Source organism: Ideonella azotifigens (assembly GCF_006519715.1).
In the GTDB taxonomy this organism is placed as follows: Bacteria; Pseudomonadota; Gammaproteobacteria; order Burkholderiales; family Burkholderiaceae_C; genus Ideonella; species Ideonella azotifigens.
The window spans coordinates 20,740-38,501 of the sequence record NZ_VIDT01000004.1 but is presented as its reverse complement, the minus strand read 5'-3'; the positions used below and the strand labels follow the sequence as shown (position 1 = coordinate 38,501).

The window sequence follows — 17,762 nt, the reverse complement described above, 5'->3', positions numbered from 1 at the left end:
ACGCGCAGCGTGCCGACCAGCGCGCCAGCGTCCGTTGCCAATTGCGCTTCGCCCTCTTCCAGCAGCTCGAAGGCACGCGTAGCGTAGTCCAGCAGCGTCTGGCCGGCGGCGGTGAGGCGCATGGCCCGCGTGGAGCGCTCGAACAGCCGCGTGCCGAGTTGCTGCTCCAGGCGCTTCAGCGTGGCGCTGGCGGCGGCGGGCGTGATGCCCAGCGCGGTGGCCGCCGCCGTCAGCGAACCGCCGCGAGCCGTTTGAAGCAGCACGCGCAGGTCGCCGGGATTGTCAATCTTCATTTGAAGATGATAGTGTCGTCATCGACTTATCAACGAGGCGTTGAAATTCTACAGTGAAGCCATTCCCTTCTTCACAGGACCTCACAGGACCGCACCATGAAAGCCATTGGTTACCGCCAGAACCTGCCCGTCGACCACACAGACGCGCTGCTCGACCTTGAACTGCCAGCACCCGCGCCTGGCGCGCGCGACCTGCTGGTGCGCGTCAAAGCCATCTCGGTCAACCCTGTCGACACCAAGGTGCGCCGCAACAGCCCGCCCCCCGAAGGCCAGGCGCGTGTGCTAGGTTGGGACGCGGTGGGCACGGTCGAAGCCTTGGGTGCGGCCGTGGCGAAGTTCAAGCCGGGCGACCGGGTGTACTACGCCGGGGCGATCAACCGGCCAGGTGCCAACAGCGAGTTGCATACAGTGGACGAGCGCATCGCCGCGCTGGCGCCCAATTCGCTGGACGACACCCAGGCCGCCGCGCTGCCGCTGACCACCATCACCGCCTACGAGCTGCTGTTCGACCGGCTGCGCGTGGCCCAGGGCGGCGGCGCCGGGCAGACGCTGCTGGTGATTGGCGGCGCCGGCGGCGTGGGCTCCATCCTGATCCAGCTGGCGCGGCAGCTCACGCAACTGCGCGTGGTGGCCACCGCCTCGCGTGCCGAGACGCGCCAGTGGTGCCTGGACCTGGGCGCGCATGCGGTGATCGACCACAGCAAGCCCCTGGCCACAGAGCTGCTAGCCGCGGGCGAAGGCCAGGCCGACTTCGTCGCCGCCCTCACGCAGACGGCGCATCACTACCCGCAGATCATCGAAGCGCTGAAGCCGCAAGGCGCCATCGGCTGCATTGACGACATGGACGGCCTGGACGCGATGAAGCTCAAGACCAAGGCGCTGTCGCTGCACTGGGAGCTGATGTTCACCCGCCCGATGTTCGAGACACCGGACATGCACCGCCAGGGCGAGCTGCTGGCCGAGGTGGCGCAGCTGGTGGATGCCGGCCGCGTGCGCACCACCGCGAGCGAGAACTTCGGCAGCATCAACGCCGCCAGCCTGAAGCGCGCCCATGCGCTGATCGAAAGCGGCCGCGCGCTGGGCAAAGTGGTACTCGCCGGGTTCTGAAGGCTTCTGGGCAAGAGGCGGCCGTCCCAAAGTGTGGCCGCCTCACCCCCCGCATGGCAGATTCGCCTCGCCCGGGCGAATCCTATGGTTCAGCTGTCAGGACCGCCGCGCCAGCCCAGTCGCAGCGCCGGCCTCCTGATGCCCGCGGCGTCCGCCGCGGTCCAACCAGCATCAGGGGATCACCATGCGCACATTTCACGTACCCAAGGCGGCGGTCACGGCACTGGTCGCCATCGCCTCCTTCGTCGCGACGACCGCCTCGTACGCGCTCGGTCCGTCCGACCCGCAGGACAAGACCTATCAATGCGCGGTTGCCGGCCAGACCTGGGGCTGCGGCGACGGCAAGCCTTCGCAGGCAGTGCGCATCGAAGAGCGGCTGCAACCGGGGCCGCGCGCGGCCTATGCCATCCACACCGGCGTACCGAAGGCCGAAGCCATTGCCAAGGCCCGCGCCGGCGGTGAAGTACCAATCCGGCAGGTCGTGCGCATCACCACGCGCCAGCTCTCGCCGGCCGAGCAATGGGACCGCGTCAACGGCCGCTACGTGTCGCCCTGGGAGAAGGTGGAAGTGCTGTCCAGCGCGCCTGATACCGGTCCCGGTCCTGTCGCCCAAGGCGACAAGCCGGCGACGGTCAAACGCTGAAGCCGGCCGGGCCTTGGGGCGCACGCCCGAAAGACGTCCTGGAACCAGCTTCAGCCCCGGCCAAGCCTCCCATACTCCATAAAAGCAGTGAACGCGAGGCGCGCAAACGATTGCGCACACTTCGAATGAGGTCAAAAACGAGGTCCAGAAGCACTAGTGAAAACCCTATGCTGCAATGCACCCAGGGCAAGCAGAACCGACAACGAAGTGCCGATTCCCTGAGCGAGCCCACTGACCCATTCCTCAGAGGTTTCACCATGTTCACCCTCCACACTTCCGCTTCCAAGACCGCCAAGACCCTGGCCCTGGGCGCCCTGATCAGCTTGGCCGCCGCCTCGTCGTTCGCAGCTGGCTCGTCCGCCTCGCCGGAACAGATCTACCAACGCGCCGTGGGCGGCCAGACTGCCGGTTTCAGCGATACCGCGCAGGCCGGGTCGTCCAACGTCCGCGTTGAAGAACACCTCGTCCCAGGCCCCCGTGCGGCCTACGCCATTCACACCGGCGTGGCCAAGGACGTGGCCATCGCCCAGGCCCGCGCCGCCGGCGAATACCCGACCCGCCAGGTCCTGAAGATCACCTCGCGCCAGCTGACCCCCGCCGAAAAGTGGGAGCGCCGGAACAGCGGCGTCGCAACGTCGTTCGAAAAGGTCGAAGTGATCTCCAGCACGCAGGACCGCGGCCCCGCTGCCGTGGCCACTGGCAGCAAGGCCAGCGCGATCTGAGTTTGACGGCGGCCGAAGCGCGAGGTCAGGCCCAGGCCTCTCCCAGCGCATCGGCCTGCTGCAACACCAGCTCCACAGCCGCATCGGCTTTGTCTGGTGGGTACTTGTACTTGCGCAGCACCCGCTTGACCATCAATCGAAGGCTGGCTCGCACGCTTTCACGCTGCGACCAATCCACGGTGACGTTTTTGCGCAGGCTCTCGGTCAGTTCGTGGGCGATCTTCTTCAGCGTTTCATCGGTCAGTTCCTTGACCGCTGATTCGTTGCTGGCCAGCGCGTCGTAGAACTTCACCTCGTCTTCTGTCAGGCCCAGTTGCTCACCCCGGCTGGCTGCGGCGCGGAATTTCTTGGCCATCTCGACCAGTTCTTCCATGACCTGCGCCGTCTCGATGCTGCGGTTCTGGTAGCGCGTGATCACGCCGCTCAGCAGCTCGGAAAACTTCTTCTGCTGCACCACGTTGCTGGCGAACTTGCTCTTGATTTCGCCTTCCAGCAGGCGCTCCAGCAGTTCAACCGCCAGGTTGCGCTCCGGCAGGTTCTTCACCTGCGCCAGGAAGGCATCGTCCAGCAGGCCGATGTTGGGCTTCTCCAGGCCCACGGCATCGAAGATGTCGACCACCCGCTCGCTGACCACCGCCTGGCTGATGATCTGGCGAATGGCCGCGTCGCGTTGGGTATCGGTCTTCTTCTGCGTGCTGAGGTCGCGCTTGGTCAGGATGACCTTCACGGCTTGAAGAAACGCCACCTCGTCACGCACGGCCTTGGCCTCGTCCAGCGTGCAGCACAGGCTGAAGGCCTTGCTCAAGGCCAGCGCCGCGTCCGCAAAACGCTTCTTGCCATCCCGCTGGCTGTCCTTTGGCTCGGCTTTCAGGCCCAGCACATGGTTGGCAGCGCCCGCCAGCGTCTTGTGGCCGCCGATCTTGAAGGCCGAGTAGTCAAAGCCGTGCAGCATGGCGCGCAGCACATCGAGCTTCTCCAGCAGCACTGACAGCGCTTCGTGCGCGTCCACCGCCGGCCGGCCACGGCCCTGGCTGGCGGTGTACTCCTTCATCGCGGCCTTGAGCTCATTGCCAATGCCGATGTAGTCCACCACCAGGCCGCCCTGCTTGTCGCAGAACACGCGGTTGACGCGGGCAATCGCCTGCATCAGGTTGTGCCCCTTCATTGGCTTGTCCACGTACATGGTGTGCACGCAAGGCGCGTCGAAGCCTGTCAGCCACATGTCCCGCACGATGACCAGTTGCAGCGGGTCCTTGGGATCCTTGAAGCGCTTTTCCAGCCGCTTCTTCACCTGGCCGCTGTAGATGTGTGGCCGCAGCAAGGCCTTGTCGCTGGCGCTGCCGGTCATGACGATCTTGATGGCGCCGCGCTCGGGGTCGTCGTCATGCCAATCCGGGCGCAGCTTGATGATCTCGTTGTAGAGGTGCACGCAAATGTCGCGGCTCATGGTCACCACCATGGCCTTGCCTTCCTGGGCCTTGTTGCGCTCCTCGAAGTGCGCCACCAGGTCCGCCGCCACACTGGCCACGCGCGGCTCGGCACCCACCACCTTTTCCAGCGCCGCCCAGCGCGATTTGAGCTGCGCCTGCGTGCTTTCCTCCTCGTCCTCGGCCAGCTCGTCGACTTCGTCGTCCAGCAGCGCCAGGTCTTCCTGCTTCAGCTTGAGCTTGGCCAGCCGGCTTTCGTAGTAGATGGCCACCGTGGCGCCGTCTTCCTTGGCCTGCTGCATGTCGTAGACATGGATGTAGTCGCCGAAGACTGCACGTGTGTCGCGGTCGGCCGCACTCACCGGCGTGCCGGTGAAGGCCACGAAGGTGGCGTGCGGCAGCGCGTCCCGCAGGTGCTGGGCATAGCCCACCTGGTAGGAGGCCGCATAGCTTGGCGGGACAAAGTCCGCTGTCAGCGCCGTCACCAGCGGTGAACCATCGTTGGCCACGATGGCCCGTGCCGGGCTCTTGCCCGCATCCGCATCTGGCCGCAGCTTGCGCGTCTTCAGCTTCGCCTCGAAGCCGTATTGCGTGCGATGCGCCTCGTCGGCAATCACCACGATGTTCCGGCGGTCGGACAGCACCGGGAACATGTCCTCGTCCTCGCCAGGCATGAACTTCTGGATCGTGGCGAAGACGATGCCACCCGATGGCCGCCCGCCCAGCAACTGGCGCAGCGACTGCCGCGTGCTGGCTTGCGCCGGCTGCTCGCGCAGCAGGTCCTGCGCCAGGCTGAACACGCCGAACAACTGGCCATCCAGGTCGTTGCGGTCGGTGATGACGACGATGGTCGGGTTCTGCATCAAAGGCTCCTGCATCACCCTGGCCGCGAAGCAGGTCATGGTGATGCTCTTGCCGCTGCCCTGCGTGTGCCACACCACGCCGCCTTTGCCCTGCAGCGCTGCCGGACTGTCGGCGCGCGAAGCCGCCACCACATGCTCGATCGCCGCCCGCACCGCGTGGAACTGGTGGTAGCCGGCAATCTTCTTGACCAGCGTGCCGTCGTCCTCGAACAGCACGAAAAACCGCAGGTAGTCCAGCAGCAGGCGCGGCGCCAATGCGCCCCGCACCAGCGTCTCCAGCTCGTTGAACTCGCCCAACGGGTCCAGCGCCACGCCGTCAATCGTGCGCCACTGCATGAAGCGCTCGGCATTGGCCGAGAGCGAGCCCAGGCGCGCATCCGTGCCGTCGGTGATCACCAGCACTTCGTTGTACTGGAACACGTCCGGGATCTGGGCCTTGTAGGTCTCGATCTGGTCGTGCGCCTTCCAGATGTCGGCCGCCTGGTCGGCCGGGTTCTTCAACTCCAGCAGCACCAGCGGCAGGCCATTGACGAACAGGATGATGTCCGGACGGCGCGTGTGGCGCGGGCCTTTGATGCTGAACTGGTTGACGGCCCAGAACTCGTTGCGCGAGGCATCGGCCCAATCCACCAGCCGCACAAAATCGCCGCGGGTTTCGCCGTCCAGCTGGTACTGCACCGGCACGCCGCCCACCAGCAGCTTGTGGAACGCCCGGTTGGCCGACAGCAAGGCCGGCACCCCCAGGTTCAGCACCTGCTGCAGCGCGTCTTCCCGCGCCGCCGTGGGCACCTGAGGATTCAGCCGCTGAATGGCCTCGCGCAGCCGGAACGGCAGCACCACCTGCCGGTAGTCCGCGCGCTGAGGGTTGGCGCCGTCTGGCGCAATGTCCAGCCCATGCTGCACCGCATAGCCCAGCTCGGCCAGCCAGCCCAGGGTTTCCTGTTCGAGTTGGTCTTCGGTCATGCGCGTTCAGGTAGGGGTTCAGCGCGTGAGCAGCGCGATGTAGGCCGGATAGCTGTAGCTGCGGTTCTTCTTTTGTCCGGTCAGTTCGGCCACGATGCCCAGCGCGGCCAGCACCTGCACCGCTGCGTTGGCCGTCGGAAAACTCGTGCCCAGTTTGTGCCGCACCTGCTCCACGGTGAAGCGCGGCATCATCGGCAGCATCTCGAACAGCCGGTAGCTGGCGGGGCCGGCCTTGGGGGAATCCAACAGCAGCCGCCTGTCGGCCGCCACCAGGCTGGCAATGGCCACAATGCCCCGCTCCGCTTGCGCAGCTGCGGCCTCAACGCCCCCCAGGAAAAAGCCCACCCAGCCTTCCCAGTCGCCTTGTGAGCGAACAAGAGACAAACGCCGGTAGTACTCGGCCTGGTGTTGCTTCAGGTATCCGCTCAGGTACATCAGGGGCTCGGGCAGCAAGGCCCAATGTTCCAGCAAAGCGGCGATCAGCAGGCGGCCTATGCGGCCATTGCCATCCAGAAAGGGGTGGATGGTTTCGAACTGGGCATGCACCAGCGCAATCTTCACCAACGGCGGCAAGCCGCCGGCAGGTGCATGGATGAAGCGCTCCAGGTCGCCCAACAAGGCACCAATGCGATCTGCCGGCGGCGGCACGAACACCGCATTGCCAGGCCGCGTGCCGCCGATCCAGTTCTGCGAGCGGCGCAGCTCACCCGGTTGCTTGCCCGCACCCCGCACACCATCCAGCAACAGCCGATGCGCCTCGCACAGCAGCCGCACACTGATCGGCAAGCCGTGCGGGTCCTGCAACTGCTCGCGCACCAGCCGAAAAGCGCGCAGGTAGTTCGTCACCTCCTCCACGTCCTCGGTGTTGGCAACGGCAAAGCCCGCTTCGTCCTCGAACAAGTCGTCCAGCGTGGCCTGCGTGCCCTCGATCTGCGAGGTCAGCAAAGCCTCCTTGCGAATGGCGCTGTAGAGCAGCCAGTCCACCGAAGGCACCAAGCCCGAAACGCCGGCCAGCCTGGCCAGGGCCACCTCGGCCGCACGATGGGCAGGCTCGAAGCCGGCCAGGTCCAGTGCCGGCTCGCTCGGCGGCAACGGACATGGCACAAACGCCTGAACGGCTTCACCCAGGGTGGTGGTCGTGACCAAGCTGCCAGTGCTGCGCATCACATGCAAAGATTCTTTGAATGAGTGGGCTTGTATTAAAGCATTCTTTAATACGAAGCGGTCTTATGAAAGCTTGGTTTCAATGGCGCACAGCACTGCGCCATCGACCTTCGGCACCGCAGACCAGCGGTCGCTGAATCCTGCCAGCACCCGCTCAGCCCCGACCAATTCGTCCCGGTCCAGATCAAACGGCAGCACATGCAGCCGCATGCCGCCGTTGAAATCAAATGGTGGCAGCGGCTGGCTGAACTTGGCCGATCGCGGATAGATCAGCGCCATCTGCCCAGCGCCTGCCAGGTACTTGTGGCCGTAAGCGAACATCTGATACAGGTCGGATTGGCTCAACTGGTACTTCTGCTCGCGGTTGCCCGCATCCAGCCGCTTCCATTTCATGTCCAGCACGCGGCGCACCGCGCCCATGCGCAGCAGGACATCCGGCTCCAACCGGAACATGGGCCGATCCAAATGCAGGCAAAGCGCCTCGCTGGCGGCCGGCGTGCGAATGCCCACCTCCGGCAGCACGTGTTGGCGCAGCCAGGCCGCCACGTGACGCTCGAACAGCTTCTCCATCGGGAACAGCAGGCTCAACCCCTGATGCACGCCCAACACGGCCAGCGGCATCAAGCGATTCAAGATCAGCTCACACCAGGGCTTCACGGCGCGGTAGTGCGCCATCAACCGATCACTGCCCCAGGCTCGGAAGTCACCGGGGACATGCCGACTGGATGGCACCTCGATCAATCGCATGCTCAGCTCCTGCGCCAAGCGCCAGCTGTCCGGGTCCTGCGTGGCCACGCGCACGCGCTCCAGTGCCAACCTGAGAAGCCGATTCTCCGCGCGGTCTGGCAAGTAAACGTCGTGTCGAACGTGGAAGCGGTGCGCCTTGCCGGGTGGCTGGCGCAGCTGCGCCTTCAAATCCAGTTGACCTCGCACAAAGGGCAGTTCCTCTTCCAGTCGGTGGTAGTCGAAGCGCAGGCCTCGCTTCACCACGGTGTCCAGCTCGTCCAGAAATCGGCGCATCACCCACTCGGACAATGGCGCATCGAACCGCTCAATGGCCGCCTGCCCCACCTCGCGGGCGGACAAGTTCAAACTCGCCTGGATCAGTTTGCGCAACAGTGCCCGGCTGCCCGCCACGCTGTCTTCCAACTCGTGGAGCTTGGGCAACACTTCCAGCGTGGTGCCGCAAGGCGTGCAAATCACGCCCACGTAGTTGTCCAGCTTCAAGCGCCGCCTGCCCTCCAGCTGAGCCAAGGGCGCGCCACTGCGTGAAAACAGCTCGCTGACCTGGCAAAGATGATCGAAGGCACTCTCGCTGATCTGCGCACAGTCCAAGGACGGTGGCTGAGGCGTCGTGCTCAGCCACGCGTGCTCGCGGACGCTGATGACCGTATTCACACAGCGGCCGTTGCGTCCAGCACGCCCAGGTAGCTCTCGGCTCGCATGAAGGCATCACCATTGACGCGCCAGGCCGGACGCTGCTGCGACACATTCACGCCAGGTCCAAACAGCCGCGCCGCATCCAGTGGCACTGCTTGCACAAACTGATGCTCCAGGTTGGCTTTGCGATGGTCGTTCAGCACCCACTGAATGCGCTGCCAGTCCTCGAAGAAATACTCCTGCAGCAGCGGCAGCACTTGATTGCGGAACACTTCCGACAGCTTCGCCAACGAAGGCGCCGCCTTGAGCGGCATGAAATAGGCGTGGCCCAGGCAATGCTCGCGATCCAGCAGCGCCTCGATGCGCTGGTTCAGGGTGGCAAGTAACTCGCCCAAGTCCACTCCCGCCACTTCCACGCCGCGTAGCAAATCCGGCTGAGGTGGCATCTCCTTGAACACAAAGCGACGACGCAGCGCAATGTCCAGCCCCGCGAGTGAGCGATCCGCCGTGTTCATGGTCCCAATCAGGTAGACGTTGCCAGGCACGCTGAACGACTCTTGCGAATACGGCAGCACCGCCTCCAGCGCCTCGTCAGCACCGGCCCGCTTGGAGGGCTCGATCAGCGTGATCAGCTCACCGAAGATGCGGGAGATGTTGCCCCGGTTGATCTCGTCGATGATCAAGACTCGAGCATCCGGAGAAACGTCGCCCGCCTTGCCACCAAGCACAGCCGCTCCGCCTCCTGCGAGGCGCTCTACCAAGGGCGCCAGGATGTTGGGGTAGCCGTTCACCAGGTACGGCTCCAAGCCCTGGCCTGGCAGCTTTTCCACGGCCCGCTTCTGCCGAATGTCTTCAACACTGATCTGGCCTGCCCGCACAGCGGCTGCCAGGGTGTTCAACAAGCTCATCGCAAATGCCAAGCGGTTGCCGTTGGGCTTGTTCAGCTCAACCAGATCGGCGCTCACCCGCGTGATTTCGTAGCCCGAGGAACCCACGGTGCCAAGCTGCAACTGGCCGGAGCCAACCTCTGACCTGCCTTCGCCCAACAGCCGTTGCAGCTTGGCCACATCGATGGAGCCAGGCCGCAGCTCATACAGCGTCATTTGGCTGAACTGGTTGTTCATCAGCTCGCCATGCGGCTGCGATGGCACATAGGTGCGCAACCACCTGACGGGGCGCATCTGCGAATAGTCGTTGTCGTATTCGCTGTGCGGTTTGAGGGCGTAGTCCCCAGCGACTTCACCAATCGCCCGGAACTTGAAGTTGCCATCGCTGATGACCACCAGGTCGCCCGGTTTCATGCGGACCACAAAGGCCGTGACACTGGTCACGCCGTAGTCGGTTTGCGCGTTTTCCAGGCGCAAACCACCGGCTTGGTAGCGCTGCAGCACCTCTTCGCGAGACTTGCAGCCGGCGAAGTCAACCTTGCCGCCATAGCCCAGCAGCGCGTAGCCGCTGGCAATGCACTCGTCGTAGATCGAAGCATCGCTGCCCAAGGTATTGCCCAGCGACATCTTCCAAATGCGCCGGCCCTTCACGTCCAACGTGGGCAATGCACCCGCCCCAGCTTCGGCCGGCAGCACAACCTTGGCCGCAGCCGCCTCGCAAATCACTTTGAACACCCCATCCACGATCTCGTAGCGGATCTGGCCGGCGTCCTCCGAAGTCGTGGCTCGCAGCCCTTCCACAAAGTCTTCATAGCTGAAGCTCTGGTGAAAGGTCACGAAGCGAATGCGCTGGTCTTCGATCAACGCATCAAATCGAGCCTTCAACGCAGCCCGGTCATCACCATGCGAAGCCAAAAAGGCCGGGTCGAGGATGGCCAACGCGGCGTTCACCGTTGCATAGGTTTTGCCAGTACCCGGCGGGCCATACAGGATTTGGTTCAGTGGTGGCTGGGGCATGGGCAGCATGGGTTGCATGGCACGCGCGGGAGAGGGCGTATCCGCGGACTCTGACTCGGTGGCGCCGATATAGGCCTCACAGAGGTCCATCAAGGCTTTGAGACTGGGAACTGCCACTTGCACCATAGGTTGCCCTACGGCGAGCGACGGCGCGTTAGCAGCCAGGTTGCTATTGCGCGGCTTGTCCGCCGCATGAAACTTGATGTCTTGCAACTCGCCGCGAACCCCATCCAGCCAATCACCAGGGCTGAGGCAGAGCGTGGGCGTGTTGTTGGTTCTCACCAATGCCAGTTGTAAGCCTGATGCGGTTTTGAAGCCCGCGAGGTATTTGGTCGGCTCTTTGACGGGCTGAAGGCCATCGTGGCTTTCCAGATAGGCCAAAGCAGCCTCCAAGCCCAACTTGGCCGCTTCAATGGTCTGGATGTCGGACCACAACTCATCTCCATAGGCCAGGAGATCCAGGTCGTGGCGCTTCGCCGTCAATGCGTACTGAAGCGCCGCACAGCTTTGTTTGCCAGGTCCAACCAAGGACTGCAAGCTTTCGCGCTTGAAGATTGGCAACACACATGGATGCGCCCGGTCTTGGTACAGAAACGCGATCTTCCATTTGGTGACCGTGCCAAGGTCGACCTCGTCGATGGCGGCAAGATCTCCGCGACTCGCCGCCTCTGCCACCTGCACGATGGCGGTCCGAACCTCTCGGAAGGCAACTTCTGGCGTCTCGCCATACTTGTTCAGCCATGCGTAGTCCTGCGTGTAGCGCAGGCCCTCGCCATCTGTCTTGGCGGACTGATTTTTCCGCGAATAGACGCCAAACTTGAAGGACGAGCCACCCCACATCGAGCCCAAGTCCTCCGTCCCGGTTTCCAGCCAGTTCGTGAAACTATCTTTGTCGCCCGCCTGGGTGTACTGCTGCAAAGTCATCTCGCCCAAGCTCTTCAGCGGCCAACGCGCCAGAAACTGGTCCCACATCGCATAACGATCACTCACGCTCACCGTCATAGCGCGTACTCCTCTTGCGATTGCACTGCTTCGGGCAGGCGGACTTGACCGGAGATCAGACGGGGAAGCAAGGTATCCCGGCACTGTGCAAGCACCTGTGCCTGCGCCTGGTTTGCATGAATCCGCGACCAAATGGCCGCAGCGACCTGATCGAAGGCCATTTGCAAAGCCACTGGTGGCGTGAGTACCGAGTAAGACGGAAACTCCTTCAATGCAATGCGGTTGACCGTCGCGCCGTGGATGGTGTGCTTGTCCAGCAAACGTTGAAATGGTTCGGCCACAAACTGATGAAACCAGAAGTGCCCTGCGCCATCTCTGGTATTCGGCCGTATGAGCGCTAAACGGCGCCCCAAACAACACCGCAAGTCCGGCGGCACCAAGGCAAAGAATCCCAGAGTAGCCTCATAGCTGAACACGATGTCACCAATGCGAGGCTCGACCCGCTTGGTCCACTTGGCCCAGTCGTCTTCGCCGATGTGCCGAATCTCGGTCAAGTCCAGCGCCGTACCCGTCAGGTTCTTGATGCCCAGGAATACGCCGCCCGACTCGGCTTCCGGGGGGGTCGCGTGCGGGCCGTCGTACACGCCTTGAACGACTTCAGCGACAGGCTTGAAAGTCCACCCCTTCGGCGCCGACCCCAACGCCGTCTCCTCCAACGAATCAGGAAACAGCGCCGCCGTGGCCTCGTCCATGCCTTCGGGCGCACGGCCTTCCATCTTGGCGCGCACGGGGTCGAAATCGACGAACCACGACTTGAACAGCGCCTGGGCGATGGCTTCGAGGGTGGCGTTGGTTTCGCGCAGGAGGTTTATTCGCTCTGCCAGATCAAAATAAAAATCGCCAACACCCACCTGTGCCACGCTATCAAGCAAGGGAATCCGAAGCTTGTCGAAGTCTCCCTTCTTGAAATGCGGGATCATTGTGCCGACATGCATGTTGTCAATTTGGGACTGCACAACCTCAGAGCGCAATGTCGCAAACAGATATTTGGGGTAAACCTTTGCAGGATTTGCCCTTACTGCAACCATATCTTGGGCAATACAGAAATCAACTGGATCGGGAACCCAGTTGGTACGGCCAGGACTCCCCTTGCAGATAAAGAGAATGTCACCCGGTTTCGGATGCCCACGAAACCATGTTCTGTAGGTTTCGTCTGAAACGAAGCGCTTCGTTTCATATCGCGGATAAAGATCGTCAGCATTGATGCAGTTCGTGGCGATGAGTGGCAAGCCGCTGTCACCAACCGGGCAAGTCTTGCCTCGGTTGTCCACGATGGCAGAGAGCAGGTCTGTGAATTTCCCCCACTCAGAAGTCATACCCCAGCCCTCCCAACTTCTGCCGAATCAATGCATCCAGTTCCGCGCCCTTGGCCATCTGCTCGCCTAGTTTTTCGGTGAGCTTCTGCATCTTGTCGGCGAAGGCTTCGTCGTTGTCTTCGACTTCTTCGGCGCCCACGTAGCGGCCGGGTGTGAGCACGTGGCCGTGTTGGGCGATTTCGGGGAGGGGGACGCTGCGGCAGAAGCCTGGCACGTCTGCGTAGGCGGTCACGCTGGCACCGGCTTCGGCCTCGCCGCGCCAGGCGGCCACGGTGGCACCGATGCGCTCGATCACGGCGTCGGTGAATTCGGTCTGAACGCGGCTGATCATGCGGCCCAGCTTGCGGGCGTCGATGAACAGCACCTGGCCCTTGCGCCCGGCAGGCTTCTGCTTCACCAGGAACCACAGGCAAGCGGGGATCTGGGTGTTGAAGAAGAGTTGGCCGGGCAGCGCGATCATCACTTCCACCACGTCCGCCTCCACCATCGCGGCGCGGATCTGGCCTTCGTTGTTCTGGCTGGAACTCATCGAGCCATTGGCCAGCACGATGCCGGCGCGGCCGGTGGGCTTGAGGTGGTGCAGCATGTGCTGCAGCCAGGCGTAGTTGGCATTGCCCTGCGGCGGGTCGCCGTAGTGCCAGCGCGGGTCGCCTTCCAGGCTGCCATGCCACCAGTCGCTGATGTTGAACGGCGGGTTGGCGAGGATGAAATCGGCCCGCAGGTCCGGGTGCTGGTTGCGGGTGAAGGTGTCGCCGGGTTCGCGGCCCAGGTTGAAGTCAATGCCGCGAATGGCCAGGTTCATCGCCGCCAGGCGCCAGGTGGTGGGGTTGGCCTCCTGGCCGTAGATGGCAACGTCCCCCAGCTTGCCGCCATGGGCCTCGATGAAGCGCTCGCTCTGCACGAACATGCCGCCCGAGCCACAGCAGGGGTCGTACACCTGCCCATGGTGCGGGGCCAGCACGGCCACCAGCGTTTTGACGATGCTGGCTGGCGTGTAGAACTGCCCGCCGCGCTTGCCTTCGGCGCTGGCGAACATGCCGAGGAAGTATTCGTAAACCTGGCCCAGCACGTCCCGCGCCTCGGAAGCGCTGGCACCAAAGCCGATGGTGGAGACCAGGTCCACCAGTTCACCCAGCTTGCCGTCTGGCAGCTGCGAGCGGGCATAGCGCTTGTCCAGAATGCCCTTGAGCTTGGGGTTTTCGCCTTCGAGCACGGTCAGCGCATCGTCAATGCGCTTGCCAATGTCGGGCTGCTTAGCCGCCGCACGCAAGGCTTCCCAGCGGGCGCCTTCGGGCACCCAGAAGACGTTGGCCGCGCGGTAGTAATCGCGGTCTTCCAGCTCGGCGGCAATGTCTTCATCGCTCAGGCCTTCGCCGTAGAAGTATTCGTCTTCCGGGTCGCGCAGCCGGGCGGCCAGCTCGGCGGTGCGGGCAGTGAAAGTGTCGGAGATGTATTTGACGAAGATGAGGCCCAGCACCAGGTGCTTGTATTCGGCCGCGTCCACATTGGCGCGCAGCTTGTCGGCCGTGGCCCAGAGGGTTTTCTTGATGTCGTCGAGCATGAACAGGGCAGTGGAGGCAACCCGGCAGCAATGGCTGCACGGCTGGGAAAAACCGGAGGGCCTGAAGTCAGCGGGCTTGCGACGGAGCCATTCATGGCCAATCCGCGAATGCGCCGCCGCGGGGGCCGTCCGCAACGTCTTGTTGCGTCAGATTATGGGTGGCGGCAAGCTGCTGCGAATGTGCAGATGCCCGGCAGGCAGTGGGCTGGTTTGTCCGCGCAGCGCCCGCAAACGCTGGTGTGCCGCGTCCTCCGCGTCAGCCGGCACGCTTTGCCGCGCACTCAGGTAGCGCGCACTGAACACGTCAAGATAGGCCTCCAGCGTTTGCGCCGCGTGAAGCTCACCGGCGAGCGCGAGGCACAAGGCCGCCACCTCTGACGTGCAGAAATGGTGCTCGTGCGTGGAGCGGCGCAGGCGGTAGCGGGACAGTTGCTCGGGCCGCAGGCTCAGCACCGGCAACGCATTCAGGTATGGGCTCTTGCGGAAGATCTTGCGCGCCTCGGACCAGGTCCCGTCCAGCAGGATGAACAGCGGGCGCTTGCCCGGTTGTTCAACACCCGCCTGGTCCAATAGCTCCGTAGTGACCCGCTCAGGCGCCGCAAACTCGCCCGGGAACACGACATAAGGCTGCCACTGCGGATCGGCCAGCAAGGCCAGCAGCGCCGGGTCCACCGCCTTGCGGGACCAGCTGAATGCCATCGTTTCCGGCACCACGTCCGCAATCAACCAGCCCGTGTTGCTGGGCTTGAGCGGTTCGAACTCGGCCATGATCAGACACACCGCAGCGCGTGTCTGCACCACGGTCCTCAGGCCGCACATGCAGTGACTGGGGATCAGGCGGCAAGTGACACAGCGCAGCTTGCGCGGACCATCGCGGTCCAAGCGGGGCATGGTGCCGCTTTGCGCGATGCATGCGGCGCGCAAGCGGGCCACGGCGTGGGGCATGTCACAAAATTCACGGACCAACTGTTCTGGCGCACCGGATCAAGCAGCAGCGCCAGCAGTCGAATCTAGCATGCTCGCATGCGGCAGCGACCAGCCGCCGAGCGGCCATCAAGCCGGCCCCGCTTGCCACCATGGCTGCCCGGCCTTCACAGGCCATGGCAAGGCTTCAAAGCCCGACGACCGCAGGCAATCCGCCGATGTCCTTGATCTCGGTGTAGCGGTAAGCCGGATTGCCGGGCCCATGGCCACGGTTCACGAACACCTTGTGCTGTATGCCGAGATCGTCGGCCGACATCAGGTCATAGCGCAGGCTGGAGGAGACGTGCAGGATGTCCTGCGGGCCGCAGCCGAGCTGGTCCAGCATGTATTCAAACGCCTGCAGGCGCGGCTTGTAGGCCTGCGCCTGCTCTGCCGTGTAGATGCGATGGAATGGCGCTTCGAGCTTGTCCACGTTGCTCTGGATCTGGCTGTTCATCGCGTTCGACAGGATGACCAGAGGGATCTCTTTGGCGATGCGCGTCAGCGGCTCCGGCACGTCGGCGTGCGGGCCCCAGGTCGGCACCAGGTCGTAATACTTCTGGCCTTCCGCCTCGATGAACTTGACGCCATGGCGCTTGCAGGTCCGCTCCAGCGCGCTCTTCAGGACGTCCGCGTATGGCTTCCAGTCGCCCATCACTTCGTCAAGGCGGTAGTGGGTGAAGTCCGAGATGAACACCTCGAGCTTCTCCGGGGACAGCCGATCGGCGTACATGGCCCGCGCGGTCTCTCCCATCTGGAAGCGCGTGAGGGTGCCGTAGCAATCGAACGTGATGTATTTGGGTCGGAACGTCATGCGGGTCGCCTGTCTATGAACGATGGCGAAATTGAAGCATGAAGGCACCGCAAGGAGTCCTCAATGGGCGGCTCTGGCTGCCCCTGAAGTTTCGTTTTCCCGTCTTCGAACAGCACGCCATGCGGCGGCCGTTTCGGGTGGGGACTCGCAGATGGAACAAGCCTCCGGCAATGCGAATCGAGCGCACGGCATCGCGCCTTGCGGCAGTTTCCACCAGCTCGTTTCCAGCCCTCTCGCGCACCATGATCGCCTGCGATGTTGGTGCGCAGCGACCCCGCTTGGTGCCCCTTCCCGCGGCTGCGGTTTCCAGCGCGCGATTCGGCACGATGTGCCCGCTCGCACGCGCGATTTGGCAGCTTGCTCGCCGGCGATTCCGTATTCTTGCCGGGGTCGAATCCTTTCATATGTTCACCGTCGGAGTCCCAGATGAAGTTCCCCAAACTCGTCGCAGTCGCAGCCCTCACGGCCGGCCTGATCGCCGCCTCCGCCGCGCAGGCCCACGCCATCTGGTTCGCCCAGCGCGCCACCCAGACGGCGCTGATCTACGGTGTCGGCGCCGACGACCTCGACATGGTCAAGCGTCTCCCGCTGCTGAACCACTACGCCGCTTATGACACGGCCTACAAGGCCATTCCCGTCAAGCTCCGCCCAGCCGGCCCCATCGTTCTGGTCGACACCGACAGCCCGGCCACCATCCTGACGGCCGACATGGACTACGGCTATTGGAGCAAGACGCCGGACGGCGAGTGGCACAAGAAGGGGCGCAGCGAAGTCCCTGGCGCCGTGGTCAGCGAACACACGAAGAAGTACACGGTGCGCATCAACGGGCCGCTGTCCGGTCCGATCCCGGTGCTCGCGAACCAGACCCTGCAGATCGTGCCGCTGGCGAGCAAGCTGCCCGACATGCTGGACCAGCCATTGACCGTGCGCGTGCTGTACGAGGGCAAGCCCATCGCGGGCGCCATCGTGCAGAACGACTACATCAACGACCCCGACAACGCGGGCGTGAAGACCGGCGCCGACGGCACCGCCACGATCAAGGTCCGCAACCAGGGCTTCAACGTCCTTGCTGCCACCTACAACGGCCCGTCGGACGACCCCGCCAAGGCCGACGCGACCGTGCACCTCGCCACGCTCAGCTTCACGCTACAGCACGCGCCGGAATGAGCGCCTCGAGTGCCCATCGCAACCCAACCCACAGAGAACGCATCATGACGCTGCCACTGACCTGGAAGAAAACCGCTCTCCTGCTGGCTCTCGCCAGCGCCTCGCTCGCCTTCAGCGCCGCCACCTTCGCGCATGGCGCCACCAAGCCTTCGCACGGCGGCATCGTGCAGATGTCCGGCGAGACGCTGGTCGAACTGCTGACCGAGCCCACGGGCGTGTCGGTATTCGTGGTCGACGAGGACGAAGAAGTGCCCAGCAGCGGCATGTCGGCCAAGCTGGTGATCACCTACAAGGGCGTGAAGTCCGAGGTGGCCATGAAGGCGGCCGCCGGGAACAAGTTCGAAGCCAAGGGCAGCAAGGTCAAGCCTGGCTCGAAGGTCGAGGTCATGTTGACCAACACCGCCACGATGGCCAAGACCTCGGCTGAATTCACCGCCCCGTAAGCCGTGAGTCACGCGACGCCGACCCACACA

General features: G+C 63.8%; 14 protein-coding genes. 5 read left to right on the top strand and 9 right to left on the bottom strand.

From position 1 onward, the window contains the following. Positions 1 to 293 (bottom strand): LysR family transcriptional regulator (locus FKP22_RS00865; protein ID WP_141284258.1); only part of this gene is annotated, 293 nt, incomplete at its 3' end. A gap of 96 nt (positions 294 to 389) precedes the next feature. On the opposite strand from FKP22_RS00865, the gene FKP22_RS00860 reads away from it, so the two are divergent. The 3 genes from FKP22_RS00860 to FKP22_RS00850 all read left to right on the top strand — a co-directional run bounded on the left by FKP22_RS00860 (position 390) and on the right by FKP22_RS00850 (position 2,765). Next, positions 390 to 1,400, top strand: a complete 1,011-nt coding sequence (locus FKP22_RS00860; RefSeq protein WP_141284256.1) for a zinc-binding alcohol dehydrogenase family protein — start codon at positions 390 to 392, stop codon at positions 1,398 to 1,400. 184 nt (positions 1,401 to 1,584) lie between these two features. Continuing rightward, positions 1,585 to 2,043 carry a hypothetical protein gene (locus FKP22_RS00855; protein WP_141284254.1) on the top strand — a complete coding sequence of 153 codons (459 nt, stop codon included), beginning with the start codon at positions 1,585 to 1,587 and terminating at the stop codon, positions 2,041 to 2,043. A gap of 257 nt (positions 2,044 to 2,300) precedes the next feature. Next, positions 2,301 to 2,765: a hypothetical protein gene (locus FKP22_RS00850; RefSeq protein WP_141284252.1), complete on the top strand. Its 465-nt coding sequence runs from the start codon at positions 2,301 to 2,303 to the stop codon at positions 2,763 to 2,765. Between the two features lie 25 nt (positions 2,766 to 2,790). Here FKP22_RS00850 and FKP22_RS00845 read toward each other — a convergent pair whose 3' ends face one another. The 8 genes from FKP22_RS00845 to FKP22_RS00810 form a co-directional block, all read right to left on the bottom strand. After that, on the bottom strand, positions 2,791 to 6,018 hold the full coding sequence (locus FKP22_RS00845) for a type I restriction endonuclease subunit R (protein WP_141284250.1): 3,228 nt from the start codon (positions 6,016 to 6,018) through the stop codon (positions 2,791 to 2,793). An 18-nt stretch (positions 6,019 to 6,036) separates the two neighbouring features. Beyond that, positions 6,037 to 7,164, bottom strand: coding sequence for a Fic family protein (locus FKP22_RS00840; RefSeq protein WP_233446789.1), 1,128 nt, complete (start codon positions 7,162 to 7,164; stop codon positions 6,037 to 6,039). An 81-nt stretch (positions 7,165 to 7,245) separates the two neighbouring features. Next, complete coding sequence (locus FKP22_RS00835) at positions 7,246 to 8,580, bottom strand: McrC family protein (RefSeq protein ID WP_141284246.1); 1,335 nt, start codon at positions 8,578 to 8,580, stop codon at positions 7,246 to 7,248. Continuing rightward, positions 8,577 to 11,468 (bottom strand): DUF8426 domain-containing protein, encoded by a 2,892-nt coding sequence (locus FKP22_RS00830; protein ID WP_231011984.1) that lies wholly within the window; start codon positions 11,466 to 11,468, stop codon positions 8,577 to 8,579. Before FKP22_RS00830 ends, FKP22_RS00835 begins: the two co-directional genes overlap by 4 nt. Next, on the bottom strand, positions 11,465 to 12,784 hold the full coding sequence (locus tag FKP22_RS00825) for a restriction endonuclease subunit S (RefSeq protein ID WP_141284244.1): 1,320 nt from the start codon (positions 12,782 to 12,784) through the stop codon (positions 11,465 to 11,467). Before FKP22_RS00825 ends, FKP22_RS00830 begins: the two co-directional genes overlap by 4 nt. Continuing rightward, positions 12,774 to 14,345 (bottom strand): class I SAM-dependent DNA methyltransferase, encoded by a 1,572-nt coding sequence (locus tag FKP22_RS00820; protein ID WP_141284242.1) that lies wholly within the window; start codon positions 14,343 to 14,345, stop codon positions 12,774 to 12,776. Before FKP22_RS00820 ends, FKP22_RS00825 begins: the two co-directional genes overlap by 11 nt. A gap of 147 nt (positions 14,346 to 14,492) precedes the next feature. Continuing rightward, entirely contained in the window at positions 14,493 to 15,290 is a 798-nt protein-coding gene (locus FKP22_RS00815; RefSeq protein ID WP_141284240.1) for a tRNA-uridine aminocarboxypropyltransferase, read from the bottom strand. Between the two features lie 166 nt (positions 15,291 to 15,456). Further along, a complete protein-coding gene (locus FKP22_RS00810; RefSeq protein ID WP_141284238.1) occupies positions 15,457 to 16,122 on the bottom strand; it encodes a haloacid dehalogenase type II in 666 nt (221 codons plus the stop codon). 426 nt (positions 16,123 to 16,548) lie between these two features. Between FKP22_RS00810 and FKP22_RS00805 the strand changes: the two genes are divergently transcribed. Continuing rightward, positions 16,549 to 17,289 (top strand): DUF4198 domain-containing protein, encoded by a 741-nt coding sequence (locus tag FKP22_RS00805; RefSeq protein WP_141284236.1) that lies wholly within the window; start codon positions 16,549 to 16,551, stop codon positions 17,287 to 17,289. A gap of 44 nt (positions 17,290 to 17,333) precedes the next feature. Beyond that, a complete protein-coding gene (locus tag FKP22_RS00800) occupies positions 17,334 to 17,732 on the top strand; it encodes a hypothetical protein (RefSeq protein ID WP_141284234.1) in 399 nt (132 codons plus the stop codon). The last annotated feature ends 30 nt before the right edge of the window (positions 17,733 to 17,762 follow it).

Coding starts and splice junctions, on each gene's coding strand:
- FKP22_RS00860 (WP_141284256.1), top strand. CDS start 390: ATGAAAGCCATTGGTTACCGCCAGAACCTGCCCGTCGACCACACAGAC.
- FKP22_RS00855 (WP_141284254.1), top strand. CDS start 1,585: ATGCGCACATTTCACGTACCCAAGGCGGCGGTCACGGCACTGGTCGCC.
- FKP22_RS00850 (WP_141284252.1), top strand. CDS start 2,301: ATGTTCACCCTCCACACTTCCGCTTCCAAGACCGCCAAGACCCTGGCC.
- FKP22_RS00845 (WP_141284250.1), bottom strand. CDS start 6,018: ATGACCGAAGACCAACTCGAACAGGAAACCCTGGGCTGGCTGGCCGAG.
- FKP22_RS00830 (WP_231011984.1), bottom strand. CDS start 11,468: ATGACGGTGAGCGTGAGTGATCGTTATGCGATGTGGGACCAGTTTCTG.
- FKP22_RS00825 (WP_141284244.1), bottom strand. CDS start 12,784: ATGACTTCTGAGTGGGGGAAATTCACAGACCTGCTCTCTGCCATCGTG.
- FKP22_RS00820 (WP_141284242.1), bottom strand. CDS start 14,345: ATGCTCGACGACATCAAGAAAACCCTCTGGGCCACGGCCGACAAGCTG.
- FKP22_RS00815 (WP_141284240.1), bottom strand. CDS start 15,290: ATGCCCCACGCCGTGGCCCGCTTGCGCGCCGCATGCATCGCGCAAAGC.
- FKP22_RS00810 (WP_141284238.1), bottom strand. CDS start 16,122: ATGACGTTCCGACCCAAATACATCACGTTCGATTGCTACGGCACCCTC.
- FKP22_RS00805 (WP_141284236.1), top strand. CDS start 16,549: ATGAAGTTCCCCAAACTCGTCGCAGTCGCAGCCCTCACGGCCGGCCTG.
- FKP22_RS00800 (WP_141284234.1), top strand. CDS start 17,334: ATGACGCTGCCACTGACCTGGAAGAAAACCGCTCTCCTGCTGGCTCTC.